Here is a 12,172-nt window from a genome sequence, read left to right on the forward strand (position 1 = left end):
CCCGATATTGTTGGTTTTGGGCGCAGCGTGTCGCGCCTTCAAGTTATGGTTGTCCCTGCATGTTCGGCCTTGTGGGCCGAATCGGCAATCGGACTTTCGTCTTTAGGCGCAGGCATAGCAGCGATTGCAAATTTAGCCGTGGTAACCGGCTGCCACCACCTTTCGCGCGTGCCGCCCATAATCGCCTCCAGCATGCAGCGGCGGAGACTGATTTGGCGAAGGCAATCCATTCCATGATCCGGGTTCTCCAAGAGGCCAGATCCGTCGATTTCTACAGAAACGCTTTCGGGCTCGATGTCGCCGACAGGCTGGATTTCGAGACATTCACGCTGATTTACCTTGCCAACGCCGAAACGGGGTTCGAGCTCGAACTCACCGTGAACAAGGGCCGCACCGAGCCTTATGAGCTAGGCGACGGTTACGGCCATCTGGCGGTCTCGGTGTCCGATCTCGACAGTGAACACGACCGGATCGGCGCGCTCGGCCTCAACCCCAAGAAGATCGTCGAATTCAACCGCGACGGATCGCTGATCGCCCGCTTTTTCTTCATCGAGGACCCCGACGGCTACAAGATCGAGGTTCTGCAGCGTGGAGGCCGCTTCCAGTAGGGGATTATCGGCCGCATTCAGCCGCGCAACGCCAGCAACGGCGCTGTTCAAGGGCGCAAACAGCAAGCAGGGAGGAACAAAATGGTCACGATCTATGACGCGAGGCTCTCACGTCGTGAACTTCTCAAACGCGGCGGCATCGGCGCGTTGCTCGTCATTTCCGGCAGCGCCGTCATCAGCCCTGAAAATGCCTGGGGGCTCGAGACATCGGCGCTCAAGCCGGAAACCATGGCGACGCTGATCCAGATGGCGCGCGACATCTATCCGCACGATCAGGTGCCCGACAAATACTACGCCACCGCCGTAAAAGGCCATGACGAGCAGGCCGGCAAGGACGCTGCCTACAAGACGATGATCGAAGACGGCATCGCCGACCTCGACAAGAAGTCGGGCGAGGGCGGCTTTCGCGGCCTCGGCTGGGAGGAGCAGCGCGTTGCCGTGCTGCAGCAGATCGAGGCGACGCCGTTCTTCCAGTCCGTCCGCGGCGGCCTCGTCGTCAGCCTCTACAACCAGCAGGAGGTGTGGCCGATCTTCGGCTACGAAGGCGAATCCTACTCCAAGGGCGGCTACATCGCGCGCGGTTTCGACGACATAGAGTGGCTCTGAGCCCTCCGTCGTTCTGAAACCCCGCAAACAGGAATTCATGGGAGGAAACCATGGCAGCTTCATTTGATCTCAACAACGATGGCGTGGTCGTGATCATCGGCTCCGGCGCCGGCGGCGGCACGCTCGGCAACGAACTCGCCCAGAAAGGCGTCGATGTCGTCATCCTCGAGGCCGGCGCGCGCCACGAATACGAGGATTTCATCAACGACGAGTGGGGTTCCTTCAGCCAACTCGCCTGGACGGACAAGCGCACAACCTCAGGCGACTGGCGGGTGTCGAAGGATTTCCCCAATTTGCCGGCCTGGATCGTCAAATCGGTCGGCGGCTCGACCACGCACTGGGCCGGCGCCTCGCTGCGCTTCCAGGAGCATGAGTTCAGGACGCTCTCGACCTACGGCAAGCTGGAAGGCGCCAACCTGCTGGACTGGCCGGTCACATTGGCCGAGATGGAGCCGTACTACGCCAAGGCGGAAGCCAAGATGGGCGTCACCGGCACCAATGGCTGGCCGCGGCTGCCCGGCAACAACAACTTCAAGGTGCTCAAGGCCGGCGCCGACAAGCTCGGCTATAAGGAATGTCATACCGGCAACATGGCAATCAATTCGGTCGAGCGCGACGACCGCAACTCCTGCCAACAGACCGGCTTCTGCTTCCAGGGTTGCAAATGGGGCGCCAAATGGTCGACGCTCTACACCGAGATTCCCAAAGGTGAGGCGACCGGCCATCTCGAGGTCCGGCCAAACGCCATGGCGATCAAGATCAACCATGACGCTAGCGGAAAAGTGACCGGCGTCGTCTATGCCGACAAGGACGGCAATCTGCAGGAGCAGAAGGCCCGCATCGTCGCCGTCGCCGGCAACTCGATCGAAAGCCCGCGCCTGCTGCTGAACTCCGAGTCAGCGAAGTTTCCGCAAGGGCTTGCCAATTCGTCGGGGCAGGTCGGCAAGAACTACATGCGCCACACCACCGGTTCGGTCTACGCCATCTTCGACCAACCGGTGCATATGTATCGCGGCACCACCATGGCCGGCATTATCCGCGACGAGGCGCGGCACGATCCCTCACGCGGCTTTGTCGGCGGCTATGAATTCGAGACGCTGTCGCTCGGCTTGCCCTTCATGGCCGCCTTCCTCAATCCCGGCGGCTGGGGCCGTTCCTTCACCATCGCGCTCGACCACTATGATCACATGGCTGGCCTGTGGATCGTCGGCGAGGACATGCCGCGCGCGGAAAACCGCATCACGCTGCACAAGGACGAGAAGGACGCGCACGGTATGCCGATCGCCGACGTGCATTTCGATGATCATCCCAACGACACGGCGATGCGCAACCATGCCTACAAGCAGGCCACAGCGCTTTACGATGCGGTCGGCGCGACGCGCTCCTTCCCGACGCCGCCCTATCCCTCAACCCACAATCTCGGCACCAACCGGATGAGCGATAAGGCGGAAGACGGCGTCGTCAACAAGCACGGCCAAGCGCACGACATCAAAAACCTGTTCGTGTCGGACGGCAGCCAGTTCACCACCGGTGCGGCTGAAAATCCGACGCTGACGATCGTGTCGCTGGCTATCCGCCAGGCCGAATACATCGCTTCGCAAATGTCGGCCAAGACGATCTGAGCCGTCCTCCCGGATCGCTACGCGGAACGCGCATGGCGCGTTCCGCCCTTTTTTCCTAGGACTCACTATGCGCCGACCGGCTGTCCGTCCTTGCGGCGGATGGCGACGACGGACGGTCGCGGCAGCTGGCCATCCCTGAAGTCGGGCCACAGCGTCTGCGCCTTGTCGAGCGTCTCTGCATCTTCCGCAGGGTGCTGCACCGACAGGAACAAAGTCGTGCCGTCCGGCGTGAAGCATGGGCCGGTCGCTTCGGCGCCATGCGGGCAGGTGAACAGCAGCTTCGGCAGGCCGCGCGCCGCACCTTCGGTGTCGACGCCATAGACGCCGTCCGGCAGGTCGAAATCATTGGCGCCGTCCGTCGCCACCCACAGCCGCCCCGCCGGGTCGAAGGTGATGTTGTCGGGGCAGACGAACCAGCCATTGTCCGACGTATCCGGATGAAAAGTGGCGCCGACCTTGGCATCTTTCGGGTTGCCGCAGAGCACGAACAGGTCCCAGGCATACTTTTCCGCCGTGTGGTCGGCATCCGCGCCGCGGCCGCCGGGCGGGATCAGTTCGACAATATGGCCCCACAGGTTTTCCGGCCGCGTGTTGGCCGGATTGACCTTTGACTGGTCGCGCTTCTTGTTCTTGGTCATCACCGCATAGACGCGGCCGGTCACCGGATTGGTCTCGATGTCCTCGGGCCGGTCCATCGGCGTGGCGCCGAGCGCATCTGCCGCAAACCGCGTCTTCAACAGCACCTCGGCCTGGTCGGCAAAACCGTTCTCGACGGTAAGCTTGCCCTGGCCGTGCACCAACGGCAGCCACGTCATCGAGCCATCGGCATCGAAGCGGGCGACCGACAGCACGCCATCGTCGAGCAGATCGGCGCCGGAGGCCGGGTTGGCCTTGTCATAGGCCTTGGCCGAGACGAAGCGGTACATATATTCGAAATAGTCGTCGTCACCCATATAGACGACAACGCGGCCGTGCTTGTTGAGGACCACGGTCGAGGCCTCATGCGACATGCGGCCAAGTGCCGTGCGCTTCACCGGCCTGGACTGAGGATCGTAAGGGTCGATCTCGACCACCCAGTCGAAGCGGTTGGCCTCGTTCGGTTCCTTGTCGAGGTTGAAGCGGTCATGGAAGCGGCCGCGGCCATAGATGTCGGAGCCGTCGAAGCCGTAACGGTCAAGCAGGTCGGCGGTCGGCGCCCTTTTCGGGTCGCCGCCGAAAATGTCGGACACGCCTTCCTCGCAGGTCAGCACCGTACCCCAGGGGGTGAAACCGCCGCTGCAGTTGTAGCTGGTGCCGAGCACTTTGGTGCCAGTCGCGTCGGCCGAGGTCTTCATCAGCGCATGGCCGGCAACCGGTCCGGAAACGGTCATTTCGGTGTTGGCGGTGATGCGGCGGTTCAGCGGACTGTCGGCTACGGTTTCCCACTTGCCGTCCTTCAATTGCACCTCGACGATCGAATGGCCCATCGCGGCCATGCCGAGATCGACCTGTTCCTTGGTCATCGTCTTGCCGGCATCGCCCTCGGTCATCCCCGGAAACATCACATTGGGCGAGATGTATTCGTTGTTGACGCAGAGCAGGCCATGATCAGAATTCACCGTGCCCTTCGGCAGCGGCATGAAGGCGATGTAGTCGCAATTGTAGCCGAAGCGCTTTTCCTGTTCCTCCGCCGCGACCTTGTTGCCGTCGAATTCGGCGAGGCCAGCTGCAAGCGGATCGCCCCAGCGCGCGACGATGGTCGTCTCATAGCCTTCGGCGGCGGCATGGGTCTTGTCGTAGACCCGCTTCAGCTCGGGAAAGCCGAGCGTCGACTGCGCTGCGGCGGCATGCGTTTCGCCGGCAAACAAGGAGCCGACAAAGCTGCCGCCGGCAATCAGCGCGCCGGAGGCGAGGCTGCCTTTCAAAAGAGACCGGCGCGAGACGCGCTCGGCAATGATTTCGCGGATGACGGGGGAGGATGAAGACGGTGTATTGGCCATGGTGTCTGCCTCTCAGGGTGGATGTTACGGCGCACCGTTGCCCTAGTCTGCTTAGGCAACATTCACATGACATAGGAGGAAGGTTTTGCCGCAACTGGGCGCGGCACTACGCATCGCTCAGCCCTTGGTGCAGGTCGAGGCGGTGAAGGCGCCGTCGGGCTGCTTCAGAATGATGTCGAATGACGGGGCGGTCTCGCCGTCCAGTGTTGCCTGTGTCATGGAGACGGAGTTGCCACCGGTGGTATAGCCGCCCAGCGGCCCGAGCCAGGTGATCTCGCCATTGGCATTCATCTGATAGTTGTAGCCTTGCGTCGCGGTGCCGAATGTCACCGGACCACTATAGACATTGCCCTTGATAGTGATGTCGCCGAGGTTGAGGAAGGCGCCGAGCAAATAGACCTCGCAATGATAGGTGCCGTCCGGAAGCTTGCCCTCGCTGAAATCGGCGCGCGCGGCGCCGCTCGTTGCCATCAGCAGCAGGATGCCGGAAATGCATGAGGTGCGAGATGTCATGACGTCACTCTTTTGAAGGGCGAGCTTGCCCTATTTTTGCGCGGTACCGCAACATTGTTAGCCCGGAACACACGGCCGGAGATCAAAAACTAGGCATTTGTCTCAATTGGGCAAAAATTAGGCAAAAGCCATGTGCGCTGCGCAAATTTGCCTCAATCAATTTTCGCCGGCTACCACTGTTTTCTCGAGGCTAATATACCAACCGGCTGATAACGCTCGGCTATTCCATCTTCGTGAGCGGCGCCTTTGCGTTTGGCACGGCAGTTGCATTGCATTATCGCGGTGCAATCAAACAGCTTGGGAGTCTTCGGTATGAGGGGTAATTTCTCCACAATAACAAAAATGTTTTCGGCCGGCGTGGTCGCCGCCGGCCTGTCGATGTCGTCTCCGGCCCAGGCCGCCGAAGACACGATCAAGGTCGGCATTCTGCATTCGCTGTCGGGGACCATGGCGATTTCGGAGACGACGCTGAAAGACGCCATGCTGATGCTCATCGAAGAGCAGAATGCCAAGGGCGGTCTGCTCGGCAAGAAGCTCGAGGCGGTCGTTGTCGATCCGGCCTCCAACTGGCCGCTCTTTGCCGAAAAGGCGCGCGAGCTGATCTCGAAGGACAAGGTCGCCGCCGTGTTCGGCTGCTGGACCTCGGTGTCGCGCAAATCGGTGTTGCCGGTGTTCTCGGAACTCGACAACATCCTGTTCTACCCCGTCCAGTATGAGGGCGAGGAAAGCGAGCGCAACGTGTTCTACACCGGCGCCGCCCCGAACCAGCAGGCGATTCCTGCCGTCGATTATCTCATGAGCGAGGACGGTGGCTCGGTGAAGCGCTGGGTGCTGGAAGGCACCGACTACGTCTATCCCCGAACCACCAACAAAATCCTCGAGGCCTATCTGAAGGCCAAGGGCGTCGCCGCCGAAGACATCATGGTCAACTACACGCCGTTCGGCTTCTCCGACTGGCAGACCGAAGTCTCCGCAATCAAGAAATTCGGCTCGGCCGGCAAGAAGACCGCCGTCGTCTCGACCGTCAATGGCGACGCCAACGTTCCGTTCTACAAGGAACTCGGCAACCAGGGCATCAAGGCCGAGGACATCCCGGTCATGGCCTTTTCGGTCGGTGAGGAAGAACTGGCCGGTCTCGATACCGCGCCGCTGGTCGGCCATCTCGCTGCCTGGAACTATTTCGAGAGCGTCGACACACCCGAAAACAAGAAGTTCATCGCCGACTGGCACAAGTTCATCAAGAATGACAAGCGCACCACCAACGACCCGATGGAAGCTCACTATATCGGCTTCAACATGTGGGTGAAGGCGGTCGAAAAGGCCGGCACCACCGATCCCGACAAGGTCATCGACGCCATGGTCGGCGTGTCCGTGCCGAACCTCACCGGCGGCTATTCGACCATGATGCCGAACCATCACATCACCAAGCCGGTGCTGATCGGCGAGATCCAGGCCGACGGCCAGTTCGAGACCGTGTCGCAGACGCCCGGCCTCGTGATGGGCGACGAATGGTCCGACTATCTGCCCGATTCCAAGGACCTGATTTCGGATTGGCGCGCGCCTCTGTCCTGCGGCAACTTCAACGTTGCCACCGGCAAATGCGGCGGCAAGGGCACGAACTGATCCCTCCCGGGACCGACCGATCGTGGACGCGTCCACGATCGGTACCGCCAAGCGTCCGGGCGCTTCAGCCCGCCCGGACGCGGAATTTCCCCACAGAAGAGTATCTGAACGGATGATCCTGTTGCGCACTCTCGGCCTCATGCTGGTGTTCCTGGTGGCAAGCCTATTGCCGTCGAACGCAGCCGAAGCCGATCTGCGCGCCATCGTCGCCAAATTCGCCACGGGCACGGGCTTTGCCGCCACTGAGGCCGTCGTGCGCGAACTTGCCGCCACCGGCGATCCGCTGGTCGAGCGCCCGCTTGCAGCGCTCGCCGAAGGCAACCTTTACATCCGTAAAGCCGATTCAGCCGTCTTCGTCGGCAGTGAGGCCGCCGACAGCGTCACGCTGCTCGACCCGCTGAGTGGCGAGAAAGCCGGCGACGCCCCCAAGGCCGACATCACGAAGATCAAGGTCAACAACACGCTGCGTCGTGTCATCCGAGATGCACTGGGAACGCTGACGTTGCGCGCGAAAGATCCTTCTGTCCGCATCGCCGCCGCCGACACCATGTTCAAGACCCCCGATGCCGCCAATATCGAGCCGCTCGATGCAGCCATCGCCGCCGAGACCGACGCCAAGGTCAAGGCATTGTTCGAACAGGCGCGCGCGGCATCGGTGCTGGTCTCCGACAAGCCGGAGGCCGACAAGCTTGCCGCCATTGCCCTGATCGGCGCGCGCGGCGACCGCGACGCGGTCTCGCTGCTCACCGCGGTCGAGGCCAATGCGCAAGGCGCGGTCAAGGATGCCGCGACGGCGGCAATCGCCAGCATCAATTCGAGCCTGGCGCTGTGGGATGCCGGCCAGAACATATGGTACGGCATCTCGCTTGGCTCGGTGCTGCTGCTGGCCGCCATCGGCCTCGCCATCACCTTCGGCGTCATGGGCGTCATCAACATGGCGCATGGCGAGATGGTGATGCTCGGCGCCTACACCACCTTCGTCGTCCAGCAGGTGATCCGAACCTCATTCCCCGGCCTGTTCGACTGGTCGCTGGTGATCGCGCTGCCGCTCGCCTTCCTGGTTGCCGCTTCCGTCGGCCTGATCATCGAGCGCGGCGTCATCCGTTTCCTCTACGGCCGGCCGCTGGAAACGCTGCTCGCAACCTGGGGCGTCTCGCTTGTCCTGCAGCAGGCGGTGCGCTCGATCTTCGGACCGACCAACCAGGAGGTCGGCAACCCCTCCTGGATGTCGGGATCGTTCGATGTCGGCCAACTCGCCGTCACCTGGAACCGCCTCTGGATCCTGGTCTTCGCGCTCACCGTCTTCGGCGTGCTGCTCTTTGTTATGAAGCGCACGCCCTGGGGCCTTCAGATGCGCGCCGTCACCGCCAACCGCCGCATGGCCGCCTCGATGGGCATCAGGACGCCTTGGGTCGATGCGCTGACCTTTGCGCTCGGCTCCGGCATTGCCGGCATTGCCGGCGTCGCGCTCAGCCAGATCGACAATGTCTCGCCCAATCTCGGCCGCGGCTACATCATCGACAGCTTCATGGTCGTGGTCTTCGGCGGCGTCGGCAATCTCTGGGGCACGCTGGTCGGCGCCTTCTCGCTCGGCATCGTCAACAAGGTTCTCGAACCCTATGCTGGCGCGGTGCTCGGCAAGATCGTCGTGCTGGTGCTGATCATCCTGTTCATCCAGAAGCGCCCGCGCGGCCTGTTCGCGCTCAAGGGCAGGGCGGTGGAAACATGATCACGGGACGCTTCTTCGCCGCGGGTGCCGACCGTCGCATCGCCATCACTATTTTCATCCTGCTGACGGCCGCCATTATCGTGCCGCTGCTCAACCTCGCAGTGTCGCCGCAAAGCGCGTTCTATATTCCGTCCTACATCGTCGCGTTGACGGGCAAGTACCTCTGCTATGCATTGCTTGCCTTGGCGCTCGATCTCGTCTGGGGCTATTGCGGCATCCTCTCGCTCGGCCATGGCGCCTTCTTCGCCCTCGGCGGCTATGCGATGGGCATGTACCTCATGCGCCAGATCGGCTCGCGCGGCGTTTACGGCAATCCGATCCTGCCCGATTTCATGGTGTTCCTGAACTACAAGGAATTGCCCTGGTTCTGGACCGGTTTCGACCACTTCTGGTTCGCCGCCATCATGGTGCTGGCGGTGCCCGGCCTGCTCGCCTTCGTCTTCGGCTGGTTCGCCTTCCGCAGCCGCGTCACCGGCGTCTATCTCTCCATCATCACCCAGGCGATGACCTACGCGCTGCTGCTCGCCTTCTTCCGCAACGACATGGGTTTCGGCGGCAACAACGGCTTGACCGATTTCAAGGATATTCTGGGCTTCAACGTGCAGGCCGACGCCACCCGCTCGGCCCTGTTTGCCGCCAGCGCCATCATACTCGCGCTCGCCGTCTTCATCACCTGGGCGATCGTCGGCTCCAAATACGGCAAGCTGCTGATGGCGGTGCGCGACGCCGAGAGCCGCACCCGCTTCCTCGGCTGGCGGGCGGAGAACGTGAAGCTGTTTGCCTTCACCGTCTCGGCTGTCATGGCCGGCATCGCCGGCGCGCTCTATGTGCCGCAGGTCGGTATCATCAATCCCGGCGAATTCGAGCCGTCCAATTCCATCGAAGTCGTGATCTGGGCAGCCGTCGGTGGGCGCGGCACCATTGTCGGCCCGATCGTCGGCGCGCTGCTGGTCAACGCCGGCAAATCCTGGTTCACCGGCCTGCTGCCGGAGTTCTGGCTGTTTGCGCTCGGCGGCCTGTTCGTCGCCGTAACCCTGTTCCTGCCCAAGGGCATCGTCGGCATGTGGGATTCCTGGCGCGGTAACGCTCGGGCGATGCGGGCTGCAGCGATTGCAGAGGAAGCGGGCACAGACCCTGATGCCGCGCCGCCATTGAAGATCGTGCGCAGCGCAGCAACAACGCCCGGTGCCTGGTCCGCGTCCGGGCCTGAACCGCAGCCGGCAGAATAGAGCGATGTCGAAGTCCAACACCATCCTCTATCTCGACGGCGTCTCGGTCTCCTTCGACGGTTTCCGCGCCATCAACAATCTGTCGCTGGTGCTCGACAAGGGCGAGATGCGCGCCATCATCGGTCCCAACGGCGCCGGCAAGACGACGATGATGGACATCGTCACCGGCAAGACCCGGCCCGACGAGGGCGAAGTGTTCTTCGACGGCCAGGTCGATCTGACCCGGCACGACGAGGCGGAGATCGCCATGATGGGCATCGGCCGCAAATTCCAGAAGCCGACCGTCTTCGAAAGCCACAGCGTCGAAGACAATCTGATGCTGGCGCTGAAGGGCCCGCGCTCGATCTTTCCGGCGCTGTTCCATCGCCGCTCGGCCGGCGAAGCCAGACAGATCGACGACATCCTCGGCATCATCCGGCTGGGCGACAAGCGCCACGATCTGGCAGCCAATCTCAGCCATGGCCAGAAACAGTGGCTGGAGATCGGCATGCTGCTGGCGCAGGACCCGAAGCTGCTTTTGGTTGACGAGCCGGTCGCAGGGATGACCGATGCCGAGACCGAGGAAACCGCGCGGCTGCTCAAGGACATAGCGCGCGAGCATTCGGTCATCGTCGTCGAGCACGACATGCATTTCGTGCGCGAACTCGGCGTCAAGGTCACCTGCCTGCATGAGGGCTCGGTGCTGTCGGAAGGCTCGCTCGATTTCGTCTCGGCCGACGAGCGGGTCGTCGAAGTTTATCTCGGGAGATGAGCATGGTCTGGCGGGTGCAATTCCATCGCTTCGACTTTTCGTTCCTCCGCTTCTGGAGAAGGCGCTGACATGCTCGAAGTTTCCAACGCCACGCTCCATTACGGCGCTGCTCAGGCGTTGCGCGGTGTGTCGCTGACGGCGGGTGCCGGCAAGATCACCTGCGTGCTCGGCCGCAACGGCGTCGGCAAGACCAGTTTGATGAGATCGATCGTCGGCCACCACCGGCTGACGAGCGGAAGCGTTGCCTTCGAGGGGAAGGCGCTCGACCGGAGCGCGGCGTATGATCGCGCCCGGTCGGGCATCGCATTCGTACCGCAGGGCAGGGAGATCTTTCCGCTGCTGACGGTGCGCGAAAACCTGGAGTCCGGCTTTGCGCCCTTGAAGCGCGCCGACCGCAACGTGCCGGCGCATGTCTTCGAACTGTTTCCGGTGCTGAAGCAGATGGTGGGGCGCCGCGGCGGCGATCTCTCAGGCGGCCAGCAGCAGCAGCTCGCCATCGGCCGGGCGCTCGTCATGCGGCCGAAACTGCTGGTGCTCGACGAGCCGACCGAAGGCATCCAGCCCTCGATCATCAAGGACATCGGCCGCGCCATCCGCTATCTGCGCGACCAGGCCGGTATCGCCGTTCTGCTGGTCGAGCAATATCTGGATTTCTGCCGCGAGCTCGCTGACGAGGTCAACATCATGGACCGCGGCCAGATCGTCCACACCGGCCCGGCCGAAGATCTCGACCGGGCGGACGTCAGGAAGTTTCTGACGGTTTAACGCAGGTCGACGGCTGCACGGATCGTACACGTCGAAGATTGGCTGAAATGCCCACAATCACTTCGTCATTCTAGGGCGGAGCCAAGGAGCGGAGCGACGCGCGCAGACCCCAGAATCCATGCCGCGACATCAGCCAAAGAGTGCCGCGATGCAGAACAAGATCGCTTCTGCGGCACATTGGCCATTCCACATTCTGCACCGTTAATGACGCTTCTTCGTCCCGGCATGGATCCCTGGGTCTTCGCTCCGCTTCGCGTCGCTACGCCCAAGGATGATGAAGTCGCGAAGGTCCGCGCCCGTTGCGTCGGACTTTCGTCCGAGGTCGCCACCTCTGGCACGCCGAATACTGCATGCTAGTCTTTCCTAGGCCTCGGTGAGTCGGCCGCTTCCGTATCAGTCTGGTTCTGTAGCAGATCGAGGGAATATGCTGGCTCAGCCTGCAAGTTCCACGCAAGCAAGCCACCCTAGCTTCCCTCGCAGTTCTGATTGTCGGTCAATGCGTTCAGATAATCTTGCCAGGAGAATAGGGCTATGGAACGGTTCGTCGAGGACCACCAGAAACGACGGCTGACAGAGCGTGTCGACATCATCACCGCCATCAACATTCTGCGCTCGCAAGGCTACCAGCAGGATGAGCTGATCGGCGAAATCACCAAGGTTTTCTACGTCGACCTCGACACTTACAACGAGATCGTCATAGCGGCCTAAAAGCGCGTCGCGCCTGAACGGCCTCATGCGACGCGCTTT

General features: G+C 62.2%; 11 protein-coding genes. 9 read left to right on the forward strand and 2 right to left on the reverse strand.

Going from position 1 to position 12,172, the window contains the following annotated elements; genetic code table 11:
• Positions 1 to 212: 212 nt before the first annotated feature.
• The 3 genes from NKK50_RS13705 to NKK50_RS13715 all read left to right on the forward strand — a co-directional run bounded on the left by NKK50_RS13705 (position 213) and on the right by NKK50_RS13715 (position 2,836).
• Positions 213 to 608: a VOC family protein gene (locus NKK50_RS13705; RefSeq protein ID WP_023670926.1), complete on the forward strand. Its 396-nt coding sequence runs from the start codon at positions 213 to 215 to the stop codon at positions 606 to 608.
• A gap of 81 nt (positions 609 to 689) precedes the next feature.
• Positions 690 to 1,214 (forward strand): gluconate 2-dehydrogenase subunit 3 family protein, encoded by a 525-nt coding sequence (locus NKK50_RS13710; protein ID WP_352543551.1) that lies wholly within the window; start codon positions 690 to 692, stop codon positions 1,212 to 1,214.
• A 50-nt stretch (positions 1,215 to 1,264) separates the two neighbouring features.
• Positions 1,265 to 2,836 (forward strand): GMC family oxidoreductase, encoded by a 1,572-nt coding sequence (locus tag NKK50_RS13715; protein ID WP_352543552.1) that lies wholly within the window; start codon positions 1,265 to 1,267, stop codon positions 2,834 to 2,836.
• 65 nt (positions 2,837 to 2,901) lie between these two features.
• Here NKK50_RS13715 and NKK50_RS13720 read toward each other — a convergent pair whose 3' ends face one another.
• Positions 2,902 to 4,815, reverse strand: coding sequence for a PhoX family protein (locus NKK50_RS13720; RefSeq protein WP_352543553.1), 1,914 nt, complete (start codon positions 4,813 to 4,815; stop codon positions 2,902 to 2,904).
• Positions 4,816 to 4,932: 117 nt separating this feature from the next.
• Complete coding sequence (locus tag NKK50_RS13725; protein ID WP_023688644.1) at positions 4,933 to 5,328, reverse strand: hypothetical protein; 396 nt, start codon at positions 5,326 to 5,328, stop codon at positions 4,933 to 4,935.
• A 312-nt stretch (positions 5,329 to 5,640) separates the two neighbouring features.
• Here NKK50_RS13725 and urtA point away from each other — a divergent pair, with 312 nt between their 5' ends.
• The 6 genes from urtA (at position 5,641) to NKK50_RS13755 (ending at position 12,133) form a co-directional block, all read left to right on the forward strand.
• The gene (urtA, locus tag NKK50_RS13730; RefSeq protein WP_023688643.1) at positions 5,641 to 6,951 is read left to right on the forward strand and encodes an urea ABC transporter substrate-binding protein; all 1,311 of its coding nucleotides are present in this window, start codon (positions 5,641 to 5,643) and stop codon (positions 6,949 to 6,951) included.
• 112 nt (positions 6,952 to 7,063) lie between these two features.
• Positions 7,064 to 8,680: an urea ABC transporter permease subunit UrtB gene (gene urtB / locus NKK50_RS13735; protein WP_023684622.1), complete on the forward strand. Its 1,617-nt coding sequence runs from the start codon at positions 7,064 to 7,066 to the stop codon at positions 8,678 to 8,680.
• Complete coding sequence (gene urtC, locus NKK50_RS13740) at positions 8,677 to 9,909, forward strand: urea ABC transporter permease subunit UrtC (protein ID WP_023688641.1); 1,233 nt, start codon at positions 8,677 to 8,679, stop codon at positions 9,907 to 9,909. The genes urtB and urtC overlap by 4 nt, the downstream gene beginning before the upstream one ends.
• Before the next feature lie 4 nt (positions 9,910 to 9,913).
• Positions 9,914 to 10,660: an urea ABC transporter ATP-binding protein UrtD gene (gene urtD, locus NKK50_RS13745; protein WP_352543554.1), complete on the forward strand. Its 747-nt coding sequence runs from the start codon at positions 9,914 to 9,916 to the stop codon at positions 10,658 to 10,660.
• A gap of 69 nt (positions 10,661 to 10,729) precedes the next feature.
• A complete protein-coding gene (gene urtE, locus NKK50_RS13750; RefSeq protein ID WP_023670935.1) occupies positions 10,730 to 11,425 on the forward strand; it encodes an urea ABC transporter ATP-binding subunit UrtE in 696 nt (231 codons plus the stop codon).
• Between the two features lie 531 nt (positions 11,426 to 11,956).
• Entirely contained in the window at positions 11,957 to 12,133 is a 177-nt protein-coding gene (locus NKK50_RS13755) for a hypothetical protein (protein WP_023670936.1), read from the forward strand.
• Positions 12,134 to 12,172: the final 39 nt, after the last annotated feature.

Source organism: Mesorhizobium sp. M0001, from assembly GCF_040324255.1.
Lineage (GTDB): Bacteria > Pseudomonadota > Alphaproteobacteria > Rhizobiales > Rhizobiaceae > Mesorhizobium.